This window comes from Chryseobacterium sp. MYb328, from assembly GCF_037572595.1.
Lineage (GTDB): Bacteria > Bacteroidota > Bacteroidia > Flavobacteriales > Weeksellaceae > Chryseobacterium > Chryseobacterium pennae.
Genome location: NZ_JBBGZQ010000015.1, coordinates 107,512 through 131,312 on the forward strand (window position 1 = coordinate 107,512; position 23,801 = coordinate 131,312).

At 34.6% G+C, this 23,801-nt stretch carries 20 protein-coding genes and 2 tRNA genes; 16 read left to right on the forward strand and 6 right to left on the reverse strand.

Annotated elements, in window-relative coordinates:
* Nucleotides 1-16: 16 nt before the first annotated feature.
* Nucleotides 17-2,296, reverse strand: coding sequence for a cytochrome-c oxidase, cbb3-type subunit I (gene ccoN / locus WH267_RS15480; protein ID WP_340009499.1), 2,280 nt, complete (start codon nt 2,294-2,296; stop codon nt 17-19).
* 179 nt (nt 2,297-2,475) lie between these two features.
* Between ccoN and WH267_RS15485 the strand changes: the two genes are divergently transcribed.
* From WH267_RS15485 to WH267_RS15525, 9 genes are all read left to right on the forward strand, one after another.
* The gene (locus WH267_RS15485; protein ID WP_340009501.1) at nt 2,476-2,787 is read left to right on the forward strand and encodes a helix-turn-helix domain-containing protein; all 312 of its coding nucleotides are present in this window, start codon (nt 2,476-2,478) and stop codon (nt 2,785-2,787) included.
* A gap of 222 nt (nt 2,788-3,009) precedes the next feature.
* Nucleotides 3,010-4,428 carry an amino acid permease gene (locus WH267_RS15490; protein ID WP_123320739.1) on the forward strand — a complete coding sequence of 473 codons (1,419 nt, stop codon included), beginning with the start codon at nt 3,010-3,012 and terminating at the stop codon, nt 4,426-4,428.
* Between the two features lie 184 nt (nt 4,429-4,612).
* Nucleotides 4,613-5,401 carry an AraC family transcriptional regulator gene (locus WH267_RS15495; protein ID WP_340009503.1) on the forward strand — a complete coding sequence of 263 codons (789 nt, stop codon included), beginning with the start codon at nt 4,613-4,615 and terminating at the stop codon, nt 5,399-5,401.
* A gap of 103 nt (nt 5,402-5,504) precedes the next feature.
* A complete protein-coding gene (locus WH267_RS15500; protein WP_340009505.1) occupies nt 5,505-6,119 on the forward strand; it encodes a hypothetical protein in 615 nt (204 codons plus the stop codon).
* Nucleotides 6,120-6,123: 4 nt separating this feature from the next.
* Nucleotides 6,124-7,227, forward strand: coding sequence for an agmatine deiminase family protein (locus WH267_RS15505; protein ID WP_340009507.1), 1,104 nt, complete (start codon nt 6,124-6,126; stop codon nt 7,225-7,227).
* A 354-nt stretch (nt 7,228-7,581) separates the two neighbouring features.
* The gene (locus tag WH267_RS15510; RefSeq protein WP_115970412.1) at nt 7,582-8,214 is read left to right on the forward strand and encodes an HdeD family acid-resistance protein; all 633 of its coding nucleotides are present in this window, start codon (nt 7,582-7,584) and stop codon (nt 8,212-8,214) included.
* 643 nt (nt 8,215-8,857) lie between these two features.
* Nucleotides 8,858-9,250 carry an ACT domain-containing protein gene (locus tag WH267_RS15515; RefSeq protein ID WP_340009510.1) on the forward strand — a complete coding sequence of 131 codons (393 nt, stop codon included), beginning with the start codon at nt 8,858-8,860 and terminating at the stop codon, nt 9,248-9,250.
* Between the two features lie 40 nt (nt 9,251-9,290).
* On the forward strand, nt 9,291-9,599 hold the full coding sequence (locus WH267_RS15520; RefSeq protein WP_340009512.1) for a hypothetical protein: 309 nt from the start codon (nt 9,291-9,293) through the stop codon (nt 9,597-9,599).
* 853 nt (nt 9,600-10,452) lie between these two features.
* On the forward strand, nt 10,453-10,650 hold the full coding sequence (locus WH267_RS15525) for a hypothetical protein (protein ID WP_340009514.1): 198 nt from the start codon (nt 10,453-10,455) through the stop codon (nt 10,648-10,650).
* Nucleotides 10,651-10,749: 99 nt separating this feature from the next.
* Here WH267_RS15525 and WH267_RS15530 read toward each other — a convergent pair.
* Together WH267_RS15530 and WH267_RS15535 are read right to left on the reverse strand one after the other, a co-directional pair.
* Nucleotides 10,750-10,820 (reverse strand) — tRNA-Gln (locus WH267_RS15530).
* A gap of 155 nt (nt 10,821-10,975) precedes the next feature.
* Nucleotides 10,976-11,046, reverse strand: a tRNA-Gln gene (locus tag WH267_RS15535).
* Nucleotides 11,047-11,144: 98 nt separating this feature from the next.
* Here WH267_RS15535 and WH267_RS15540 point away from each other — a divergent pair.
* The 4 genes from WH267_RS15540 to WH267_RS15555 all read left to right on the forward strand — a co-directional run bounded on the left by WH267_RS15540 (nt 11,145) and on the right by WH267_RS15555 (nt 15,040).
* Nucleotides 11,145-12,173 carry an AMP-binding protein gene (locus WH267_RS15540; RefSeq protein ID WP_340009526.1) on the forward strand — a complete coding sequence of 343 codons (1,029 nt, stop codon included), beginning with the start codon at nt 11,145-11,147 and terminating at the stop codon, nt 12,171-12,173.
* 41 nt (nt 12,174-12,214) lie between these two features.
* On the forward strand, nt 12,215-12,607 hold the full coding sequence (gene arfB / locus WH267_RS15545; protein ID WP_115973923.1) for an alternative ribosome rescue aminoacyl-tRNA hydrolase ArfB: 393 nt from the start codon (nt 12,215-12,217) through the stop codon (nt 12,605-12,607).
* Nucleotides 12,608-13,167: 560 nt separating this feature from the next.
* The gene (locus tag WH267_RS15550) at nt 13,168-13,548 is read left to right on the forward strand and encodes a GreA/GreB family elongation factor (protein WP_123320987.1); all 381 of its coding nucleotides are present in this window, start codon (nt 13,168-13,170) and stop codon (nt 13,546-13,548) included.
* Between the two features lie 517 nt (nt 13,549-14,065).
* A complete protein-coding gene (locus WH267_RS15555) occupies nt 14,066-15,040 on the forward strand; it encodes a deoxyhypusine synthase family protein (protein WP_045500886.1) in 975 nt (324 codons plus the stop codon).
* 478 nt (nt 15,041-15,518) lie between these two features.
* Here the strand turns inward: WH267_RS15555 and WH267_RS15560 are convergent, their stop codons facing one another.
* Nucleotides 15,519-15,665 carry a hypothetical protein gene (locus WH267_RS15560; protein WP_340009517.1) on the reverse strand — a complete coding sequence of 49 codons (147 nt, stop codon included), beginning with the start codon at nt 15,663-15,665 and terminating at the stop codon, nt 15,519-15,521.
* Between the two features lie 88 nt (nt 15,666-15,753).
* Between WH267_RS15560 and WH267_RS15565 the strand changes: the two genes are divergently transcribed.
* Together WH267_RS15565 and WH267_RS15570 are read left to right on the forward strand one after the other, a co-directional pair.
* Nucleotides 15,754-16,050, forward strand: a complete 297-nt coding sequence (locus WH267_RS15565) for an MGMT family protein (protein WP_340009519.1) — start codon at nt 15,754-15,756, stop codon at nt 16,048-16,050.
* Between the two features lie 91 nt (nt 16,051-16,141).
* On the forward strand, nt 16,142-17,644 hold the full coding sequence (locus tag WH267_RS15570; protein WP_340009521.1) for a T9SS type A sorting domain-containing protein: 1,503 nt from the start codon (nt 16,142-16,144) through the stop codon (nt 17,642-17,644).
* Nucleotides 17,645-17,708: 64 nt separating this feature from the next.
* Here WH267_RS15570 and WH267_RS15575 read toward each other — a convergent pair whose 3' ends face one another.
* Both WH267_RS15575 and htpG read right to left on the reverse strand, forming a co-directional pair.
* The gene (locus WH267_RS15575; RefSeq protein WP_340009523.1) at nt 17,709-18,113 is read right to left on the reverse strand and encodes a helix-turn-helix transcriptional regulator; all 405 of its coding nucleotides are present in this window, start codon (nt 18,111-18,113) and stop codon (nt 17,709-17,711) included.
* A gap of 712 nt (nt 18,114-18,825) precedes the next feature.
* Entirely contained in the window at nt 18,826-20,718 is a 1,893-nt protein-coding gene (gene htpG / locus WH267_RS15580) for a molecular chaperone HtpG (RefSeq protein ID WP_340009524.1), read from the reverse strand.
* 153 nt (nt 20,719-20,871) lie between these two features.
* Here htpG and WH267_RS15585 point away from each other — a divergent pair, with 153 nt between their 5' ends.
* The gene (locus WH267_RS15585) at nt 20,872-23,775 is read left to right on the forward strand and encodes a S9 family peptidase (protein WP_340009525.1); all 2,904 of its coding nucleotides are present in this window, start codon (nt 20,872-20,874) and stop codon (nt 23,773-23,775) included.
* The last annotated feature ends 26 nt before the right edge of the window (nt 23,776-23,801 follow it).

Consider the following 23,801-nt stretch of genomic DNA (forward strand, 5'->3'; position numbering starts at 1 on the left):
CATCAATTTTTAATGATTACTCAGCACTTGCGGTTTGGATCTGTGTTGTTTTAATATCTGTACCTAATCTTTGCAGGTAGGCGATCATTGCTACAATTTCTCTTTGTTCAAGCGGTACATAAGCTCCTCCTTTTGCTGTTTTTTCTTTAGTCATCTGATCTTTTACGTCAGTAGCTTCTGAATAAATTCTTTGTACAATAGCTTTTGACTGGTTGTCTGCCCATTGGTTAGCAGAATCAATCTGAGCTTTGGTGTAAGGAACATCAAATGTATTTTTCATTAGTTTCATTTTATCCACCATCTGAGTACGGTCCAGTTTGTTGGTAATCAGCCAGGGGAAACGTGGCATAATAGAACCTGCAGAAGTAATTCTTGGGTTGTACATGTGCTTAAAGTGCCATGAATCCGGGTTTCTGCCTCCTTCTCTGTGAAGATCCGGTCCTGTTCTCTTAGAGCCCCAAAGGAAGGGTCTGTCGTAGATAAATTCTCCAGCTTTAGAGTATTGTCCGTTCTTTCCTTCAAATCTTACTACTTCATCACGGAAAGGTCGGATCATCTGTGAGTGACAGGAGTTACATCCTTCACGGATATATAAATCTCTTCCTTCAAGCTCTAAAGGGGTGTATGGTTTCACCGCAGTGATTGTTGGAACACTTTGCTTCAGTGATAAGGTTGGAACGATTTCCACAAGTCCACCAATAGCTATGGTAATGAAGGCTAGGATAGAAAGTAGGGTAGGTGTTCTTTCTAGCCAAAGGTGTACGCCTTCACCTTCTTTTCTTGTTCCTCCGATATTAGCTAATGCAGGTGCTTCTGCCGGAACATTTTTCTGGAATGAACCTACTTTAATAGTTTTGATAACGTTGATCACCATTAAAATAGCTCCTGAAAGATAGAATATCCCTCCTAAGAATCTCATTTTAAAGTAAGGAATGATCGCTGTAACGGTGTCCAGCCAGTTTTTCCATAATAAAGTTCCATCCGGGTTGAACTGTTTCCACATCAATCCCTGTGTGAATCCTGCAATATACATCGGCACGGCATAGAAGATAATTCCTAATGTTCCCAGCCAGAAGTGCCAGTTGGCAAGTTTTACAGACCAAAGTTTTGTTCTCCACATGATTGGAACCAGGTAATACACCACCCCGAATGCCATGAAACCATTCCATCCAAGAGCTCCTAAGTGTACGTGACCGATAACCCAGTCAGTATAGTGACCAATTTTATTTAAAGATTTGGTTGCTAATAAAGGTCCTTCAAAAGTGGCCATCCCATAACAGGTAATGGCTACCACAAAGAATTTAAGGATCGGATTTTCTCTTACTTTATCCCAGGCTCCTCTTAACGTAAGAAGACCATTCAGCATTCCTCCCCAAGATGGAGCAATCAACATGATAGAAAACCCAGTTCCTACAGCCTGTGCCCAAGCTGGTAATGCTGTATATTGTAGATGGTGAGGACCGGCCCAAAGGTATACAAAGATCAGCGACCAGAAGTGAATAATGGATAATTTGTACGAGAATACCGGTCGCTGAGCTGCTTTTGGCATAAAGTAATACATAAGACCCAGTACAGGGGTTGTTAATACAAATGCTACTGCATTGTGACCATACCACCATTGTACTAATGCATCTTTTACACCTGAGTATACAGAATAAGATTTCCAGCTTGTGAAAGATAACGGAACTTCCAGGTTATTGAAGATGTGAAGCATGGCTACGGCAATCCATGTGGCCAGATAGAACCAGATTGCTACATATAAATGTCTTACTCTTCTTTTGGCAATAGTTCCGAACATATTGATTCCGAATACAATCCATGAGAAGGCAATTAATATATCAATAGGCCATTCATGTTCAGCATATTCTTTTGAAGTGTTGATTCCCATTAAGAATGTAATCACTACGGCAACAATCATAAACTGCCATGACCAGAAGTGAATCCATGAGAGGGTATCACTATACATCCTTGTTTTCAGTAATCGCTGCATGCTATAGTAAGCGCCGCAGAAGAAGGAGTTACATACGAAGGCAAAAATTACAGCACTGGTGTGAAGCATTCTGATTCTTCCGAAGCCCATCGCTCCCTGAGTATTAATTAATCCCTGAATGTTGCCCGAAGCTAAACTTTTAATAGTTGTATCATCTGTACCGAATAAAAATTCAGGTAATTCAGGATAAAAAAGCATCAATGCGGCAGTAAGTCCCAGCAGAAATCCGACAAGTCCGAATGCGATTGTTGCATAGAGGAATGCTCTGACAATATTATTGTCATAATTAAATTTTTGCGTCTCCATAAATTCCAATAGTGTTTACCGAGGTGATATTTGCTCTGAAAAGGTTTATTTTTCGCCGTTTTCTATGTTAAAAGTAAATATCATGTAACGTGTATAATGTTTTGCCAAAGGTATTTATTAACTTTGTTGGAGGCTAATAGATAATCTTCTAAAATATACCGAAAACTACTAAAACAGAAATGATGAAAATATGTGGACAAAATATCAGGAAAATCCGTAGGAGTAAAGATTTTACGCAAGAGTATATGGCTTTTGAAATGGGGATTTCTCAAAAGGCGTATTCCGATATTGAGAATTCCAAGGTGAAGATTAACCTGGAAATCCTGACTAAAATCTCAGATATTTTAGAGATCAAGCCTTCCGAAATTTGCAGCATCTCTCATAAATGTGGAATGGATGATGATTATGAAGATAAATACCAGGGACTTCTGGAGTATATGAAAAAGAATAATATCCCGGTTCCGGATGAGTATCTGGAAAATGGGAAATAATATAGCTGTCCTGACAACGGGATTTTAAATAATGACTGATTAATCAGCCTTTACTCAATGGTAAAGGCTGATTTTTTATAATTATTGTAAGTCCACCCCCGAATTGAAAAGGATCGTTATTAGGTTTTCTTCTTTTAGCCCGCTGGATTTCTCAATTAACCCCGTGGAATGTGAATTTCTCTGAAAAGTTTTTATATATTTAGCGACCGAATAATTCATTCAATGAGCAACGAAAATAAAACAGGACAAAACGAGACTTTAGTTAGAGGATTAACAAATCGACATATACAATTAATTGCCCTTGGAGGTGCCATAGGAACCGGATTATTTCTGGGAATCGGACCGGCAGCAGTGTTAGCTGGTCCCTCAGTGATTTTAGGATATGCCTTAGCCGGAATTATTGCCTTTTTTATCATGCGTCAGCTTGGTGAAATGGTTGTTCAGGAACCGGTATCGGGAAGTTTTAGTCACTTTGCTTATAAATATTGGGGAAATTTTCCGGGCTTTGCCTCAGGGTGGAACTATTGGATTCTTTATATTCTGGTAAGTATGGCCGAGCTTACAGCAATTGGTCATTATATTCATTTCTGGTGGCCGGAAATACCACTCTGGGTATCCAGTTTATTCTTCTTTGTAGTCATCACTGCGCTTAACCTTGCTTCTGTAAAAGTGTATGGAGAAACTGAATTCTGGTTTTCTATTATCAAAGTAATCGCAATTATTGCGATGATTGTTTTCGGTATTTATCTGTTGATTAGTGGAACCGGAGGTGAAAAAGCTACAGTCACAAACTTATGGAATGACGGCGGATTTTTTCCGAAAGGATTATTTAATAAAACAGAAACCGGATATTCTGGATTATTTGCAGCAATGGCTATGATTATGTTCTCTTTCGGAGGATTGGAACTTATCGGAATTACTGCTGCTGAAGCTAAAAATCCTGAGAAAACCATTCCACAGGCAACCAATCAGGTGATCTATAGAATTTTAATTTTCTATGTTGGAGCTTTAGTGATCCTGTTTTCATTAAGTCCATGGAGAGAAATTACAGAAGGTTCAAGTCCGTTTGTAATGGTATTTCAAAACTTAAATGGATTAGAATTCAGTCTTTTCGGTAAAGTAATCCAATTCAATACTTTGATTGCGAATATTCTTAATCTTATTGTATTAACTGCTGCTTTATCTGTATATAACAGTAGTGTTTACAGTAATAGCCGTATGCTTTTCGGATTGGCTCAACAGAGGAATGCTCCTAAGTTTTTGAAAAAGCTTAATAAAAATTCTGTGCCTATCAATGCAATCATTGTATCTTCATGTTTTGCCGGAATCTGTATTATCATTAATAAACTAGTACCGGAAAAAGCATTTCAGTACCTGATGGCTCTCGTAGTGTCTACTCTGATTATTAACTGGATCATGATCTGTTATACCCATTTGAAATTTAAGAAATCAATTACCAAAGAAGGAATTCAATCGAAATTTCCATCTATATTCTATCCGGTATCCAATTATATCTGTATTGCGTTTTTAGTTCTTATATTAGGACTGATGAGTATTACAGGAATGGAAATTCAGGTGATTCTGATTCCGGTCTGGATAGGCTTTTTATTTGTAATGTATAAGCTTTATAAACCAAGCTAACATATATTAACCATATTTAATGTAATGAAAGATGAAAGCCAATGTGAGGTTTTCATCTTTTTTTTTTATTATTTTTCCGTAAATTGGTAATAAAGAATTAAATACTTGGAAATGAAATTTTGATCCTTATAATGTATCAGAATCAAGTTTTTTTGATGATTTGTTGTTTTTATAATAATGTGATATGCAGGCTAATTTTAGTGAGATACAGAAGATCATCGACCATATTGAAGTCAATTTTGATAGGGAGGTCACAGCTCATGAAATAGAGTCTATATCTCATTACTCATATCGAAATTTTCAACGTATTTTTTTCAAGCTTTTCAACGAAACGGTTTCTGGCTTTCAAAAGCGTCTGCGTCTTGAGAATGCCTACAAAAAACTGATCTATACAGAAGATAGTCTTTCTGAAATAGCATGGCAGGTGGGATATTTCAACATTCAATCCTTTTCAAAAGCATTTAAAAAACAATATTCAATATCTCCGGCAGAAGCAAGGAAACAGAAACAGGATATTTTCAAAAAATTTATAGAGAACCATCAGACAGATCTTAAAATTGAGCTTAAATATAAAGATGCAGTCTCTGTTTACTGCAAGTTTATTAAAGCTAAAGACTATAATAACGAAGAAATAGATGCTCTATGGAAAGAAATTGAACCGGATACTGAAATATTCGACGCAGCCTACGGAGTAATTTGTGATCAGCCTTTAATTACCAATCATTCGCATTGCAGATATGGTGCAGCTGTGACTTCTGATGGGGTAATCAAAGGATTTGTGGAAAGTGAAATTTTTGGCGGAAAATACGCAAGGTTCACTCATTATGGTCCTTATGGAAATATTTTGGAGACCTATCGTTCATTTTATCAATTGTGGCTTTCTGAAAAACAGTTTTTGTTGGATAACTCCGATGTTATTGAAGAGTATGAAGAACCGGAGATCACTCATATTTATTTTCCATTGTATGGGTAAGATGTCCTTTTTGGACAAGAATTGCTTTTTAGAGTCTTTAATTTTGCAACAGTAAATAACCAGAAGGGAATTTATACTGCAAAACTTAAAAAGACAAAGTACAATGAACAAAAAATTATTTCTCCTGACTTTATTTCTCTCTTTCTATAGCAAAGCGCAAATTTCTGTTCAGGCTTATGCTGGAAATAAAGAAACAGAAGTGCTGGGGATTTATGATAAAGATTTTGGAAGTAAATGGAATTATTTTGCCTCGGGAACTATTGGATATGACTATAATCTGAAAAAAGTAAATCCTGAACTCTATCAAAATATTAATTATGGAATCGGAAGGAATCTAGGAGTTTCTGCAGGAGTTCATGTTTCAGATAAAGATATTATGCCTTCTGTAGGGTTGGCTTACGGAAAAGGAAATGATGTTTTTGGAATTAGTGTTTTTCCTGCATTTACTTACTCTACAGATGCAAAGGAATTCGGATTTGGGTTATATTCTTTACTGGAATATACTCCAAAAATTAATGATCACCTGAATTTTTACAGCATGTTGATTCTTGAGTCTGATTTTAGTTTTAAAGAACACCAGTCCAGTAATCAAATCATTCGCCTGGGACTGGAAAACAGAAAGAACATGCAGTTCGGGATAGGAAGTAATGTTTCCCAGACCGGAAGCAGTTTTGAAACCGATATCAACTTCGGAATATTTATTGGAAAGAAATTTTAACGATATGAACAAATTATTCACCCTTACTTTTATACTTGGATTTATGTATACTATGGGACAAACCTATCATTTTCCTGAAGAATCTTCACTTCACGAAGGAACCTGGCTGCAATGGCCCCACCACTATCAGCATGGCGCAACGTATCGCCAAAGAGTAGAACAAACCTGGATTGATATGACAAAAGCATTGCAATCCGGTGAAAAGGTACACATTATAGCTTATAATGCGGATGAAAAAAAGAGAATTATTAAGCTTTTAGAAGAGAATAAGATTCCGATGAAGAATGTTGACTTTAGGATTTATCCTACTGATGATGTATGGATCAGAGATAACGGCCCCATCTTCGTAAAGGATAATAAAGGAAATGTTTTAATTGAAGATTGGGGGTTCAATGGCTGGGGCGAAAAGTTCGACTTTGAAAACTGTGATGCAATTCCACAGCGTATAGGAAAAGACCTGGGAGTAAAAGTTATTAATCTGAATGAAGAAATGGTGAATGAAGGTGGATCTGTAGAAACCGATGGAAATGGAGTTCTTATGGCCTGTAAAAGTTCAGTAATCAGTCAGAAGAAAGAATCTACAAGAAATAAAGGAATTACAGAACAGGAAGCGGAAGAAATGTTTGAAACCTATTATGGAGTTTCCAAAGTGATATGGCTGGATGGTGTTACCGGATTAGATGTTACAGATATGCACATTGACGGTTTCATGAAGTTTGCCAACTCCTCTACCATGATCACGATGAACGAAGACGATCTCGTAGAACTGGGGCTTTCCGATAAAGATATCAATACACTGTATACAGCTTCTAATGCTGAAGGTAAGGAATATAAAAAAGTATATCTGCCAGCTACCAAAAATAAAGTGAAGACAGCTTATGGAAAACAGCTGGATGAAAAAGGTTCTTATGTTAATTATTATGTAGCGAATACTGTAGTTCTGGTTCCTAATTACGGAGATCCTAATGATCAGGTTGCTAATCAGATTATTCAGAAGCAATATCCCGACAGAAAAGTAATAGGGATAGATGTGAGAAATTTATATGAAAACGGAGGGATGGTACATTGTGTTACCCAACAGCAGCCTGCCGGAAAATTGATGAAGTAGCATTAGAACTTATTAAAACATTATGATACAACTATAATTAGAGGTATTATAATGTTTTTTTGTAAGTTGATTTTTTTTATAAAAATTGCATACTTATATATTTCATCTTTTGTATTTGGGGGAGAAGGTTAATAAAAAACATCATAATTAATAGCTAGCTAGATTTTGTTATTAATATGTAATGCAGTATAATCAATGATTTACATACTGTTTGATGGCTTGGTCTGTTATTTTTTTGTAAATTAGTAATGGAGGATTATTCAAATTCGGGTGAGAATTGTAATCTGTTTTTGAAATTCCGGCGGACGAGCCGAACACCGCATCACAAAGTAGGCAGACTTAAAAAACACTCCTATGGCTAATCTATTTCAAACCCTTACCAATACGGTTAAACATTGGTATATTCCATTGATTTTTGGAATTCTCTTTCTGCTCTGTGGTTTTTATGTATTCAGCGTGCCACTTGCAACGTATGTTACACTTTCCATTTTTTTCAGTGTTTCATTCCTGTTCTCGGGGATTACAGAAATATTCTTTTCCATACAGAACAGCAAATCTCTTCAGGGTTGGGGCTGGTTTCTGGTAAGTGGACTTCTGACTACAGCAATTGGGATTTATCTGATTGCTTATCCGCAGATTTCAATGTCTATTCTTCCGTTTGTGGTGGGATTTACTTTGTTATTCCGTTCTTTTCAGCTACTGGGTTTTGCTTTTGATCTGAAAAGTATGAAGATAATGAGTTGGGGGAATGTAGCTCTGGCAAGTGTAGGAGGTATTATCTTTTCTTTACTGTTGATATTTAACCCAATATTTACAGGGATTTCTTTGGTAACATTAACAGGGGTTTCCTTCATTTTTATGGGAATAGCTTCTATTATGCTGGCTTTAGACCTCAGAAAAGTTAAAAAAATTCCTGGAAAAGTAAGCCAGGAACTTAGGGATAAGATCAGATCTTTACAGGATGAAATTGATGATCTCAAAAAATAATTGATTAGCAAATCATAATAAGGATCTCCATTGGAGGTCTTTTTTTGAATTAAATAGCCTTGTCAAGGTTTTAAAACTTGACAAGGCTACCAACTCCTTCCTAATGAATCTTCTATTATTCTTAAAATTAATTTGCTGGAATTTTTAATTCTTACTTTCCAGGCTTTTCTTTCTATTGTTTTTATTAAATTAGCTTTAGTCTGAAGTAACTGATTACTTTTAAATACATCATAGAGATATGAAAAAAATACACTAATAAGCTGTATGGCTATATCTGCTATAGCATTCTTCCAAACAACTAAAGCCAAAGGAAGAGATAGGTTGGTCAACAAATATAAATTAAGGCAGCCCCAGGATTTTTCTGTCCCGCTGCCGGTTAATCCTTTTCTGCTCAGTTTCCTGATGGGAATAAAGCATTTGTAATAAAGTTGCTGCTACAAAATCTACAGAGGAAATAAAATGGGTAGCAGGAAAAAATAACAATTATTATGATTTGGAAAAGAATGTTACTATAGTTCAATCAATACTTAAAATAAATATTGATACTTATACAGGTAGATTTCATCAAAATATATTGATAATTTTACCTCAATCATAATGATGAAAACTATTAAAAGAATTTTCAGCTAAAAAATAATTAATTATGGAAGGTGAAGTGAATTTAAAGAACATTTTGAAAAATTTAAATCCATCATTGAATGAAGGAAAATATGTGTATTGTACAGTTGAAAATATCGATAAAATTCCCTTGTCTAAAATCTTGTTTCTTTTTAAGGAAATAGAGAGTATAACAGTGGTAGTGAAAAAAGAAGATGCAGAAGAACTGAATTTAGGTTTTAGCTATGTGGCTTCATGGATTACTTTAGAAGTTCATTCTTCTTTATCAGCAGTTGGGCTAACGGCAAAATTTTCACAGGCTTTGAGTGAAGCCGGGATTAGCTGCAATGTAGTCGCGGCCTATTTTCATGATCATATTTTTGTTGATGAGAAAGACGCTGTGAAGGCTATTGAGGTATTGAACACTCTTAAAGGTTAGCATTGTTAGTTATTTATAAACATGATAAATCGATTAGGTCATGGAAGATGAAGGTATAACGATTTTAAATATCAGGAAACTTATCAATATTCTGTCCGATAAATTGGAAAAACTAGACGATAAAAAGGTGGTGAAACTTGAAGATGATTTGTATTGGAATATTCTTGATGGGGAATTATATAACCCTTATGATAAACCTGTTCAATTTACAATGGGAAGTCTTACAGAGGATTGGGAATTCTTACAAAATGTTCTAAACAAAGAACGGGAGATAATTGATTATGATTTGTATAAACTGGCTTCAATCTTAAAGTTTCTTGGGAAGAAGGGTATGATTACTAAAAAGTAGAGCGTTTTATTGTTTGTCAAGATGTCAAGATAAAGATCTGTAAATGTATTTCTACAAAACGATTATTCCTGATAGACTTATGAAACTTAAAACAATATGAAAAATAATATCCAATGAAATACTTAAAAGTTTTTATTTTTATAATCTGCATTTTTTTTATTTTCCATTGTATGGACAAGAATGAAAAAAATATACAAGATTTTAATACATATTCATTCAATACTGTTTAAAAGGTGAAGGAGCGTATAATATAGGCTATGAATTTGAGGTCAATAAAAAATATTATGCAGAGAAAGAGTATGATTTTATTTATTATTCAAAAAGCTTAAGGGAAAGACGGTTTCTGATACCAAGAAGTTTGGAAAATGATGAGTTTCCTATTTATTGGAGAGAAGTTAATCTTCCTTTTAAAATTATTAAAAAAGCCAACAGTGATACATTACTCATTATCAAAAACAATAAAAAATTTATATTTAAAAGAATAAAAAATAGTGATTAAATAAAATGGCATTAATAACATTATTGATAGGTTTAGTTTTGATCTATTTTAAATTAAGCTCTAAAGAAAACGTCTTTAACGTTAAAAGATATGATGATTCTATGTATGATAAAATGCTTTATTATAGAGGGTGGGTTATAGCTGTTTTATTAATTGTGATCTCTTTGGCGCCCCTTTTTAAAAATACTATAGATTTCATTAAATAGAAGTGTTTATAATTATAACTTCTATTTTTCGTGAACAATCACTAAAAATCTGACTCTAAAACGAGCTGGATTTATTTTTGTTATGGGTTTCCGTATCTTTTTATTTCAATCTTACTCTAGTTTTGCTGAAAATTTAAAAACTAGAAGCATGAAAAAAGTTTTATTATTGCTAGTATTGATCTCAGTGGCTGTAGTTTATTCTTGTGGTGGGAGTAATGAGGAATCTGGATATTGTACCTATAATGGGCATACACTTTATACGGGTGAAAAAGGAGGATGTTATTATCTTTCCTCAGGAGGAAATAAGGAATATGTTGATAAGAGTTATTGTAGAAAATGTAACTGAAAACTTGAAAGAGAACTAAAATTAAAACAGGTGCTTATAGTATCTGTTTTTTTATTACATACATAAAAACAAAAAACCACCCTTAAAAAGAGTGGTTTGTAGACCCACAGGGATTCGAACCCCGACTGACGGTACCAAAAACCGGAGTGCTACCGTTACACTATAGGTCTGCTTTATTTTGGTTTTGCAAATTTATATATTTTTTTCTTATTTACAAACATCTTTCCTGAAAATTCTTATTTTTTGCTTAAAATAGAGCCTCATTTTTCTATTCAAATATATCTCTAACCTAAAAACAAAAACCATCCTTAAAAAGGATGGTTTGTAGACCCACAGGGATTCGAACCCCGAATGACGGTACCAAAAACCGGAGTGTTACCGTTACACTATAGGTCTGTTTTATTTTGGTGGTGCAAATTTACAGCTTTTTTCTTTAGATGCAAGAACTTTTTGATTTTTTTTTTAAATTTACTGTGGATTTATTTACGGAAAATATGCTGATAGACTTCAATAATCTCAATATTAATCAATTATCCTTTTATTCGGATTTTGAAAAAAAAGTAAGAAATTTTTTAGAAGAATGGATTTCTGAAGGGAATACTGTAAAAGTACAGACTTCAGGATCTACAGGAATTCCTAAAATTTTCGGGATCGAAAAAAAGAAAATGATAAATTCTGCAGTAATGACCTGCAATTTTTTAGGCTTAAAAGAAGGTGATACTGCATTACTATGCCTGCCTGTAGAATATATTTCAGGCAAAATGATGGTGGTACGTTCTATGGAAAGAAAGCTCAGACTAATAGTGAATGAACCCTCTTTACATCCTGTTAATCATTTGGATCAGAAAGTAGACTTCTGTGCTATGACCCCACTTCAGGTGGAAAATTCATTAGATAAACTCCATTTAATCAGAAATTTGATTATTGGGGGAGCTGCTGTTTCTGAAAGTTTGAAAAATAAAATCCTTCAGATGAATCTGGATCTGTCAAATAAGATCTTTGAGACTTATGGAATGTCTGAAACACTTTCTCATATTGCTTTAAAACAATTGATGCCTGAACCGGAAGATTATTTCACTGTTTTTGAAAACGTTACCATTTCCCTGGATGAAAGAGGTTGTCTCAATATCTTTGCTCCTAACGTTAATGCGGAAGTTTTGGTAACTAATGATTTAGTTGAAATTAAAAATAATAAACAGTTTAAATTTCTGGGAAGAATAGATAATGTAATTAATTCTGGTGGAGCGAAAATTTTTCCGGAAGCATTGGAAGCACTTGTCAAAAAAGAAATTCCGAATGAAGCAATCTTTGTAGGTTTACCTGATGAAAGGCTAGGCCAGAAATTGATATTAATTGTTGAGGGAGATCAATCTGATGAAATGGTTCAGAAAATTTCAAGGGTTTCTTTTGAAAAGAATTTCCACAAACCGAAAGAAATTATTTTTATCGGTAAAATTCCAAGAACACCTAATGGGAAGGTTAACAGGATGGAGCTATACAAACTTATTAGTAAAGATATTTAAAAAGTGAAATTCAGCGAATCTAACCTCCAAAATTAAAAAAAATGAAAGATTTTTCAAGAGAGCTCAGTTTCAAAACTTCCCGAAGCAGTGGAGCAGGAGGACAGAACGTTAATAAAGTAGAAACTTCAGTTACTGTACTCTGGAAAGTGATGGTTTCTGAATTTTTTAATGATGAAGAAAAAGCATTGATTCAGGAGAAACTTAAAAACAGAATCAATGCAGATGGCTTTTTGTTTCTAACGGTTTCTGAGAGCAGGACCCAACTTATGAATAAAAATAAAGCCATCGGGAAAATAACAGAAATTGTTAACAAATCTTTGATCATTCCTAAGAAAAGAACTGCTACAAAACCATCAAAAGGCCAGAAACAAAAGCGATTGGATGCAAAGAAAAAGCTTTCTGATAAAAAGGAAAACAGACGGTTTAAACTTTAATGAAACTCTTTCGCTGAATTTTATTTTTTGCCGAAATTATTAGCCATGATAAAAAACCAATTCTATTAGTAATTTTTCAAGTTTGCTGGCTTCCTTTGTTCAACAACAGGTTGCATACAGGAATAGAATATCAATATCAGGTTTCGAAGAATTTTCTGTTAGGTTTATGGTACATTGAATGAAATAGCAGCCATAGATTTGAGCGAAAATAAAGTGGAGATTACGAGAGTTTCCTTAAGTGCAGTGGCTGCATTCCGTTTTTAAGTTCTATATTTGTAGGAATTAAAACAACATCATAATGACAGCAACCATCTTTTTATCTGAGGATCGCCGACGAGCAGGATTGTTGCTGTCATTATTGTATCTGCATACAGATTCTTTTCTGAAAAGTTCTAAGGACTTTATCAATTAAGCCCTGTCAGGATCCAAGACAGGGAATTATTCCGGATTTTTTATTTATTGTTTTTTGCGGTTTTCTATGAAAGAAGGCATATTTGCGCCTGGATTTTACATTGGATCGTTTGGGAAATACTGCATTTTTAATCTTAAAATTGAAAAAAATGTCCGATCATATTACGGTAACCACTGGAATTTATGATGCTATAAAAGATACCCTTAGAAGGAAAAAAGTAAGCATCGAAGAAGAGAAAAGATTAACTGAAGAACTGAGAAAAGCCAAACAGGTGCTGAGAAGAAACCTGTCTGAAGATATTGTTACAGTTAACAAAAAAGTGACTTTAAGAGATCATACACTGGATTTTGAACACGAATATATTTTTGTGCCATCTACCAGAGAAAAGCTTAAGAAGAATAAACACTCCATCCTTTCAAATATTGCATTGGCTGTAGTTGGGTATAAAGTAGGAGATATCATCAACTGGCCTTTCAGGGAAGGGGAAAGAAAAATTGAAATTGTAAAAGTGGAAGCCTGGGAAGGATAAAACTTTGTCATATAGGGTTGAATTTACGAAGAAAACGTAGTCCATGTTGGGCTGCGTTTTCTGTTTCTGGAGAATAAGTGTTGGAAAACGCTAAGGCGCAAGTTTTTTACATACATGATGTTTTAAGGCGCGAAGATTTTATCTACAATAAAATTGTATGCTGTTGAATGATTTGCCACGAATGCACGAATAATTTGAATTATGCTTGCAACTATGTGGTGAAAGATTTTAAAACAAATAGGCACATAGATTTTAGAGAAGATAAGGAGTTATCTGATTTTCATATAAAGAGCATTCATAAAAGAAATTCGTGCATTCGTGGCTAAAAATAAGTGTTATTCTTGCTGAAGATCTTTGCTCTTCTTGCGCCTTTGCGTTTATCCAACAAAATATGTCCTAATGCAATTTTTAGCCTGATTATTTAACAAATGATAAAAAAGCATCTTGGTATGAGACTTTCTTCAAGTGCTTGGGCTGCATTCCGTTTTTAAGTTTTATCTTTGCAAAAATTAAAAAAATGAGCAAACCGATAACTGAATTCATAGAAAAGTATTACCTGCACTTCAACGCAGCTGCATTGGTGGATGCTTCTAAAGGATATGTTGCACATCTTAAAGATGGCGGAAAAATGATGATTACTTTAGCTGGAGCAATGTCTACTGCTGAATTAGGAAAGATTCTTGCTGAAATGATCCGTCAGGGGAAAGTAGATTTTATCTCTTGTACAGGTGCCAATCTTGAAGAAGATCTAATGAACCTTGTAGCACACTCTCACTATGAAAGAGTTCCTCATTACAGAGATTTAACTGCTCAGGATGAGTGGGATCTTTTAGAAAGAGGTTTGAACAGAGTTACAGATACTTGTATTCCTGAAGAAGAAGCTTTCAGAAGACTACAAAAACATATCGTAGAGATTTGGAAAGATGCTGAAGCTAAAGGAGAAAGATATTTCCCTCACGAATTCATGTACAAAATGATCCTTTCAGGGGTATTGGAGCAGTATTATGAAATTCCTAGAGAAAACTCATGGATGATTGCTGCTGCAGAAGCAAATTTACCAATCGTAGTTCCGGGATGGGAAGATTCTACAATGGGTAACATCTTCGCTTCTTACTGTATCAAAGGAGAGCTTAAGGCTACTACAATGAAATCAGGTATTGAATATATGACTTACCTTGCAGATTGGTATACTAAAAACTCAGCTGGAAAAGGAGTTGGTTTCTTCCAGATTGGTGGTGGTATCGCAGGAGATTTCCCTATCTGTGTAGTACCAATGCTATACCAGGATATGGAAATGCATGACATTCCTTTCTGGTCTTATTTCTGTCAGATCTCTGATTCTACAACATCTTACGGTTCTTATTCAGGAGCTGTTCCAAATGAAAAAATCACTTGGGGTAAATTGGATATCACTACACCGAAGTTTATCGTTGAAAGTGATGCAACAATCTGTGCACCATTGATGTTCTCTTATATTCTAGAGAATGCTTAATTAATAACTCTTTACGAGATTACAATATTTAGCGCTTCAATCTTTTGAAGCGCTTTTTTATTTGGGCTTCTGATACTCTTTTTTTTTGCGCTCGCAGATTTTGCAGATAACGCAGATTCTTTTTTAATGGTTAGAAACTACAAAACCACAAAATTTTTTGCCACGAATGCACAAATATATGAAGTATGATATTCTATGTGCCTATGTGGTTCAATCTTTTTAAATCACATAGGCACATAGATTATAAGTGTAATTTAAATTATTCGTGCATTTGTGGCAATCATTCAACAGTATACAATTTTATCAGAGATAAAATCCTTGCGCCTTAAAGCATTATGTAGGTAAAAAAACTTGCGTCTTAGCGATTTCCAACAAACTCAGAGTTAATATAAAAATAAACATTTGAGTCATCCGTCAAATCTGCGAGTCAATAAATTTATTCTCATAAATATCTATTGTTATCTGTGAGAAAATAAAATTAATCCAAAGAATTAACCAGCACAAAATAACGATATGCCAGAATTCCTTTTTCAACTTTTATCAGCTTGTTCGGGTCCTTATTACTGAGCTTCGGAAGAACCTTTTTATTAATTACATTCAGTAAATGGAAAAATGATTTTTTCATATCTTTATCTTTTAATGAAACTTCATTGAGGTTGTAAGAGTTCAAAAATGATGCAAAAACTCAAAATTCTTTTCCTAAGACTTTAGATATGGACGAAATTTTCAAACAACAGGTATATGAAGTAGTCAGGCTTATTCCAAAAGGAAAGGTTTCTACCTATGGTGCTATAGCGAAAGCGGTAGGGTATCCTAATCATTCCCGTCATGTAGGAAAAGCGATGGGTGGTTGTCCTGAAGATGTTCCTGCTCACCGCGTCATTTCCAGCTCAGGAACCTTATCTGTCCCGGAGTTCCAGAAGAAGCTAGAAGCGGAAGGAATTACTGTGGAAAACTTAAGGATAAAAGGGTTTAAAAAACTGTTTTGGGATCCTATGGTGGAATTGTAACCATCACAAAGTAATTATTGGACTTGCTTTAATAGTATATCTGGTTAACTTTGCGAATAAATATATTATTTAAATATTTTATAACAAAACCATGAAAAAAACTCTACTATTACTCTTAATCACTGTAAAGTGTTGTCTTTTATATGCCCAAACAGCTCCAACTATGGAATGGCAAAAAGTAACAGCAACAATAGGATTCCATACTCGAACCAATGATATTACCCAAACTTCTGATGGTGGATATATTTCAATAGGACAAACAAATACAGTACCCGGATCTAATTATGATTGTGTAATTAATAAGATCGATGCAAATGGAAACCCTGTCTGGAGTAAAACTATTGGTGGATCCAGTGTAGACTACGGTAGAAAAATTATAAAGTTAGCTGATGGTAATTTTATGATTATTGGTGCTACAAAATCTACAGATGGCGATATGGCTGGTCATTATGATACTGAAAAGATGTGGGCTTTTAAAATGGATGAGACAGGAAATTTTATTTGGAAAAAGTTTTATTTTGGAGAAGGTCTTTATGATATACTACCTGTTGCAGACGGATATATTTTGCTTGGAGGAGTATTGAGTGGCGGTTTTTCAGATATCAGAGTTAATAAAATTACTTTAAATGGAGATTTAGTCTGGTCTAAGACATATGGAGGTACTGCTGATGAGGTGGGAGCCAGAATAGGCAGAACTCCAGACAATAATTATATCATTTTTGCTGATACAAGATCTAATGATGGAACAGTTACTAATAATCATGGAGGACAAGATATATGGATACTCAAGTTAGACCCTTCAGGAAATTTACTGTCTCAAAAAACGTATGGTGGCTCTGGATGGGAATATGCTTCAGATTTTGTAAAAGACACTGATGGCTATGTATTTTGGGGACAAACAGGCTCTATGGATGGAGATCTAGCTGGTATTGCTACTGATGCTGATAATGATTTCTGGATTTTCAAAACTGATTTTGACGGTAATATTATCTGGCAAAAAAAGATTGGAAGCGAAAACATGGAATCTCGTAATTGGAGTAAAATTATTAAATCTACAGATAACAATTATATTGCATTAGGAGTTGTATGGAATGGTAATAAAACGGTATATGAAAGTGGATATCATGGTGCATCTGATATTTGGTTAGTGAAGTTTGACCGATTAGGAAATATTCTATGGAAGAGATGCTGGGGGGGATCCTTTTATGATGATGCTGTGAATTTTGTACAGAATACTGACGGAAGTCTCGTTGTTGCAGGGAGTACACGATCTGTGAATGGAGATTTGGTAGGTTCAGGAAAAAATACAGAATGGGAGGATGGATGGATTTTTAAATTATATCCGGAAGCTGTTTTATCAACCCATGAAATTGAAAGTAAACAGGTAAATATTTATCCAAATCCAGCTTCTGATTTTGTAAACATTGAAACTAATACAAAAATAGAAAATATAGAAATCTTTACTTCAACCGGGCAGTTTCTAAAAAGGTCAAAGGAAAGTAAAATTGATATTTCATCTTTTACAAAAGGAGTTTATGTCTTTAAATTACAGACTTCAGAAGGAATAAAAACCTATAAAATCATTAAGAAATAATAAACAGAATCCAGTGGCAAATGCCGCTGGATTCTTTTACTTTATATGCGAATTTAAATTTCGATTACTTCTTTGCTCTTGTTGAAGGAGTTTGAGGTCCTTTTAATTCCTCTTTCAGCCTTGCATTTTCTTCTTTTAATAAAGCAATATATTCTTGAAGGTTTTCAATAACTGCACCTGGAATATTATCATAATTATTCTGGTTAGTGATTGCCCCTGCAGAAATAGATTTATCATTAAATACAGGATGGTCATAATTAACAACTACTGCTGCTGTCTCTTCTTCATAAATATCCTCTAAAGGAACATCTAAAAAACGGGCAATTTTGTTCCACTCATCAGGAATAATTTTTACATCACCACTTTCTTTTCTGCTATAGTTGGATACATCTGTAGCGATAAAATCAGCTATCTGCTGCTGAGTATAGCCTTTTTGCTTTCTGATAAGACGTAATTTTTCTTTTTGCATGACCGACATTTTATACAAAAATGGCGAAAAAGCACAATGTATACAATAGAAAACTGAAAAAAGAGCCGATAAATTTTCACTAGGGAGTGAAGATGAACTACAAAAGGCACAAAAGCTTTATGATTAAACACTTTAGTTTACTTAAGTAAGTTCAACAATAATGCCGCATAAAAGTACACATCAGCAGAAAATCTTAGATTTTCAAAAACTTAAGTACCTTTTCAACAGAATCATATTTACTTCATAAAACTTAAGTGTTTAAAATCTTTTGTGACTGTTGGGGTAAGGGATTAAAGGTTTTAGTTTCAAAAAAATAAATGATTAATCATTCTGTAATGTTGGAAAACGCTAAGACCCAAAGGTTTTATCAGGATTATGTATATGTAAGGGGCAAGAAGCTCAAAGATCTTCGGCAAGAATAACACTTATTTTTAGCCACGAATGCACAAATTTTTTATTGAAGCTCATATAAAGTATGATAATTTTATGTCCTTATATTGTTTAAAATCTTTTATTACATCGGCGCATAAATTATAAGTGTAATTAATATTATTCGTGCATTCGTGGCAATATTCATCGGTCTACAATTTTATCGTAGATAAAATCCCTGCGCCTTAAAACCTCATGCATTAATAAAAAAAATTGCGCCTTGGCGTTTCCAACATTTAATACAAAAAAAAAGACTGCTTCTTTCGAAACAGTCTTCTGTAATTTATTTTTCAAGTTGCTTATAGCTTCTCTGTATAAAATCTGTAAGGTCTTTTCCTTTCAGTAGATTTTGAGATAACTTAGCAAGATCTAAAGCGTATTTAATCAGGCTTTCTTTCTCTTCAGTATTCTCAGTTTTCAAGATCTGATTAGAAAGTTCACTGTTGGAATTCACAACAAGGTTGTACATTTCCGGGAAACCACCCATTCCAAACATACCGCCACCACCTGTTGCCTGCATTTCTTTCATTCTTCTCATGAATTCAGGTTGAGTAATGGTGAACGGAGCATCGCTGCTGTCAAGATCCTCTAACTGAACAGTGAATTTAGAATCATGGATCGCTTCTTCTACGTTCTTTTTCAAAGATTCCTTTTCAGTTTCGTTTAGTTTTGAAATAACAGGTTCATCTTTCTTGATAAGATTATTGATGTGATCTGCATCTACTCTTGCGAATGAAATATTTTCTTTTGTAGTTTCCAGCTTCTGGATCACGTGTGAAATGATTGGAGAGTCTAATAACAGGACTTCATATCCTTTATCTTTTGCAGATTGGATATAACTGTGTTGCTCATCGGCATTGGTTGCATATAGAATTACAAGCTTGTTATCCTTATCCGTTTGAGTAGGCTTGATTTTATCTACCAATTCATTCCAAAGGAAGTATTTTCCGTCTGTTGTTGGGTATAATGTGAATTTATCTGCTTTTTCAGCAAATTTCTCTTCTGTAACCACTCCGTATTCGATGACTACTTTAATGTCATTCCATTTTTGTTCATAGTCTTCACGGTTTTCATTGATTAAAGAAGCCATTTTATCTGCTACTTTTTTCGTGATGTAAGAAGAAATTTTCTTTACAGCACCGTCTGCCTGAAGATAAGAACGGGATACGTTCAATGGGATATCCGGAGAATCAATTACTCCTCTTAAAAGCATTAGGAAATCCGGAACGATACCTTTTACCTCATCCGTTACGAATACCTGGTTTTGGTATAACTGGATTTTATCCTTATCAATATTTAAATTGTTGCTTAATTTAGGGAAGAATAAAACTCCTGTAAGGTTGAAAGGATAATCTACATTCAGGTGAATGTGGAATAAAGGTTCTTCGAACTGCATTGGATATAGTTCGTGATAGAACTTCATATAATCCTCGTTGGTAAGATCACTTGGAGCAATCGTCCATGCTGGAGCAGGGTTATTGATAATATTATCTACTTCTTCAGTTTCAGCAACAGCATCTTCAGGAGCGTCTTCCGGTAAAGGAAGTGTATGTGTTTTTGTTCCGAATTTAATAGGAACAGGCATGAATTTGTTATACTTTAATAACAGTTCACGGATTTTTCCTTCTTCTAAAAACTCTACAGAATCTTCTGCGATGTGAAGAATAATTTCCGTTCCTCTTTCTGTTTTATCAGTCGTTTCTTCAAGAGTAAATTCAGGACTTCCGTCGCAGATCCATCTTACTGCAGGTTCATCTTTGTAAGATTTGGTAAGGATTTCCACTTTTTCGGCTACCATGAAAGCAGAGTAGAACCCAAGTCCGAAGTGCCCGATAATCCCTGAATCCTTTGCTGTATCTTTATATTTTTCCAAAAACTCTTCAGCTCCTGAGAAAGCTACCTGATTGATGTATTTTTCAACCTCCTCACTGGTCATACCGATACCCTGGTCAATGATACATAAGGTTTTTTGCTCTTTATCAATTTTAACCTCAAGTTTAGGATTTCCGTATTCTACCTTTGCTTCACCTATACTTGTTAAATGCTTTAGCTTTAAAGTAGCGTCCGTAGCATTGGAAATCAGCTCTCTTAAGAATATTTCGTGGTCACTGTAAAGAAACTTTTTAATAAGTGGGAAAATGTTTTCCACCGATACATTAATATTTCCTTTCGTCATAATATTTTAGATTTTTAATTTTCAAATATTTCTCAAAAAAAATACCATGAAGCAGAAAGTGACAGAATGACATTCTTTTGATGGGTGGAAATGAGGAATATTGTGAATTTGTCAAAGAAATATCATACTTTTAGTCCTTAAAAATTTTTAAAAATGAAGATGAAATGTACAGTTTTTATTCTGTTCATGATGGCCTGTTGCCTGTATGGACAGAAAAAGCCATTAGACCATTCTGTGTACGACAGTTGGCAGAATATTGGCTCGAGAAAAATCTCGAATGACGGAAAATGGGTGGCCTATTCTGTGGATGTTCAGGAAGGAAATTCTAACCTTTTTTTATATTCAGTTAAAAATAAAACTTCAAAAAATTTTGCCAGAGGAACAAAGGTGGATTTTACGAATGATTCGAGGTTTGCCGTTTTTCAAATCCGCCCGTTGTATAAAGATATAAAAGCGGTAAAAGATAAGAAGCTTAAAAAGAATAAGTTAACAAAAGATAGTCTTGCGATTGTTGATATTTTGAGTGGTCAGACAGAGAAAATTCCTAATGTAAAAACATTTAAAATCCCGGAAAAGGCAGGTTCATATATTGCATACCTTCTGGAAGATACCAAAGATAAATCTTCTAATGATGCTTCTGATAAAGAAGATGGAGAGGAAAATAAAGAGGAAGATAAAAATGTAAAGCCATTGCAGTTAGTGGTTCGTAATCTTTTGGATGGGAAGAGTACAACTTATGATAATGTGATTCGCTATGAATTCAGTAAAAATGGGAAGCAACTCGCTTTTATAACGAAGAAACCGGACGAAAAAAAGGATAAAAAAGAGGGAAAGGATTCAGCAGATGAAAAATCTTCAGATAAATCAGATAAAAAAGATACTGACAAATCAAAACCAAAGAAATACGCACTTGAAACCGTGCAGGTAGTAGATCTGCAGAAAGGAGCAGTTACTAAAATTTCAGAAATGGAAGGTGATTTTTCACAGTTATCTTTTGATGAAGAAGGGAGCCAGCTGGCATTTGTGGGAACTTCTTCTGCACAGAATGATCTGGTGAAGCTGTATAATCTGTATTATTTTAATTTTAAAGGAAATAAAAAGGAGCAGATAACCCATGAAAGTGGGCAAATGAAAAAAGATTGGGTAATTTCTGAAAACCGCTTGCCTTTATTCAGTAAAAACGGAAAGCAGTTATATTTTGGTGTTGCTCCCAAACCTATTGCAAAAGATACTGCGATGATTGCCAATGATCACGCAGTGGTAGATATCTGGAATTACAGAGATGATTATTTGCAAACCGTACAGCTAAAGGAATTGAAAAATGATCTGAAAAAATCTTATGCAGCAGTAATGCAAACGGAGAAACCGGATTTCTTCAGAAACATTGATGGTGAAGATTTAGATACTTTAAGAGTAGTAAACCAAGGAAATGCTGAATTTGCATTAGGAGTTACCAGTTTAAACAACCGTATCTCTTCACAATGGGAAGGCTCAACAAAGAAAACATATTTCCTTATCGATAATAAAACAGGAGACAGAACCGAAATTATTAAAAATTTGGACGGTTCAGTGGCTGTATCTCCACTGGGAAAATTTGTTGTCATTTTTGACAGAGAAAAAGGGAGATGGTTGAGCTATAATGTTAAAACCAAACAAACACTTCCACTGAGTACAGGATTACCGGTTTCTTTTGTGGATGAAGAGTTTGATATGCCAGACTTTCCATACTCTTATGGTATTGCGTCATGGACGGATAATGATGAATCTGTGATTATTAAAGACCGTTATGATCTTTGGGAGTTTTTCCTGAATGGTTCGAAAAAGCCAAGAAATATTACCAATGGATTTGGGCGTAAAAATAAAATAACATTTGATACTTACGATTTAGATAAAGATATTAAAAGCTTAAACCGAAAGTCTTCTATTTACTTATCAGCATTTGATAATACATCTAAAGCTAATGGGATTTTTAAAACCTCTATTCAGTCGAATGCTGATCCTGTAAAAATTCAAATGGAAGATGTATGGGGATATCGAAGCCTGCAAAAGGCTAAGAATGCAGATGAATATATTGTTGTAAAAGAATCTTATTCTGATTCACCCAATATTTTTGCAACATCCAATTTTTCAGAACAGCAAAAACTAAGCAATACCAATCCGCAGCAAAGCCTCTATAATTGGGGAACTGATGAATTGGTACATTGGACTACCCCAAAGGGAAATACGTCTACGGGAGTCTTATTTAAACCGGAAAATTTTGATCCGAATAAAAAATATCCTATGATTGTCTATTTCTATGAAAAACTTTCTGATAATCTGAACCGTTATGTAGCTCCGTCTCCAACACCTTCAAGGTTAAATATTTCTTATTTTGTGAGTAATGGATATTTGGTTTTCACGCCTGATATTTCGTATACAGATGGCCTTCCCGGAGAATCTGCAATGGAATATATTAATTCCGGGGTTGAAAAGCTGAAGCAAAATACTTGGGTAGATAGTACTAAAATAGGAATTCAGGGACAAAGCTGGGGCGGTTATCAGGTAGCTTATCTGATTGCTCATACTGATATGTATGCAGCGGCCTGGAGTGGAGCTCCTGTTGTTAACATGACTTCCGCCTACGGAGGAATCCGATGGAGTACGGGAATGAACAGACAGTTTCAATATGAAAAATCGCAAAGTAGATTAGGAAAGAACTTATGGGAAGCTCCGGATCTTTATATTAAAAATTCACCGCTTTTTACTATCGATAAAGTAAAAACTCCGGTAGTTATTATGAGTAATGATAAAGATGGAGCAGTGCCATGGTATCAGGGAATTGAAATGTTTACCGCGTTACGCCGCCTTGGAAAACCAGTATGGCTTCTGAATTATAATGGTGACGATCACAACCTTATCAAACGCCAGAACAGAAAAGATATTCAAGTCCGTGAACAGCAGTTTTTTGATTACTATCTTAAAGGTGCTAAGGCTCCGGTTTGGATGACAAAAGGGGTTCCGGCTACCCAAAAAGGAAAAGATTGGGGATTTGACTTAACAGATGATAAACCTAATTAAAATAAATTCGGCGGAGCCTTTGGCTC

Bases quoted from the DNA above. Each gene is read 5' to 3' on its own strand.
- ccoN (WP_340009499.1), bottom strand. From the start codon at position 2,296: ATGGAGACGCAAAAATTTAATTATGACAATAATATTGTCAGAGCATTC.
- WH267_RS15485 (WP_340009501.1), top strand. From the start codon at position 2,476: ATGATGAAAATATGTGGACAAAATATCAGGAAAATCCGTAGGAGTAAA.
- WH267_RS15490 (WP_123320739.1), top strand. From the start codon at position 3,010: ATGAGCAACGAAAATAAAACAGGACAAAACGAGACTTTAGTTAGAGGA.
- WH267_RS15495 (WP_340009503.1), top strand. From the start codon at position 4,613: ATGCAGGCTAATTTTAGTGAGATACAGAAGATCATCGACCATATTGAA.
- WH267_RS15500 (WP_340009505.1), top strand. From the start codon at position 5,505: ATGAACAAAAAATTATTTCTCCTGACTTTATTTCTCTCTTTCTATAGC.
- WH267_RS15505 (WP_340009507.1), top strand. From the start codon at position 6,124: ATGAACAAATTATTCACCCTTACTTTTATACTTGGATTTATGTATACT.
- WH267_RS15510 (WP_115970412.1), top strand. From the start codon at position 7,582: ATGGCTAATCTATTTCAAACCCTTACCAATACGGTTAAACATTGGTAT.
- WH267_RS15515 (WP_340009510.1), top strand. From the start codon at position 8,858: ATGGAAGGTGAAGTGAATTTAAAGAACATTTTGAAAAATTTAAATCCA.
- WH267_RS15520 (WP_340009512.1), top strand. From the start codon at position 9,291: ATGGAAGATGAAGGTATAACGATTTTAAATATCAGGAAACTTATCAAT.
- WH267_RS15525 (WP_340009514.1), top strand. From the start codon at position 10,453: ATGAAAAAAGTTTTATTATTGCTAGTATTGATCTCAGTGGCTGTAGTT.
- WH267_RS15540 (WP_340009526.1), top strand. From the start codon at position 11,145: ATGCTGATAGACTTCAATAATCTCAATATTAATCAATTATCCTTTTAT.
- arfB (WP_115973923.1), top strand. From the start codon at position 12,215: ATGAAAGATTTTTCAAGAGAGCTCAGTTTCAAAACTTCCCGAAGCAGT.
- WH267_RS15550 (WP_123320987.1), top strand. From the start codon at position 13,168: ATGTCCGATCATATTACGGTAACCACTGGAATTTATGATGCTATAAAA.
- WH267_RS15555 (WP_045500886.1), top strand. From the start codon at position 14,066: ATGAGCAAACCGATAACTGAATTCATAGAAAAGTATTACCTGCACTTC.
- WH267_RS15560 (WP_340009517.1), bottom strand. From the start codon at position 15,665: ATGAAAAAATCATTTTTCCATTTACTGAATGTAATTAATAAAAAGGTT.
- WH267_RS15565 (WP_340009519.1), top strand. From the start codon at position 15,754: ATGGACGAAATTTTCAAACAACAGGTATATGAAGTAGTCAGGCTTATT.
- WH267_RS15570 (WP_340009521.1), top strand. From the start codon at position 16,142: ATGAAAAAAACTCTACTATTACTCTTAATCACTGTAAAGTGTTGTCTT.
- WH267_RS15575 (WP_340009523.1), bottom strand. From the start codon at position 18,113: ATGCAAAAAGAAAAATTACGTCTTATCAGAAAGCAAAAAGGCTATACT.
- htpG (WP_340009524.1), bottom strand. From the start codon at position 20,718: ATGACGAAAGGAAATATTAATGTATCGGTGGAAAACATTTTCCCACTT.
- WH267_RS15585 (WP_340009525.1), top strand. From the start codon at position 20,872: ATGAAGATGAAATGTACAGTTTTTATTCTGTTCATGATGGCCTGTTGC.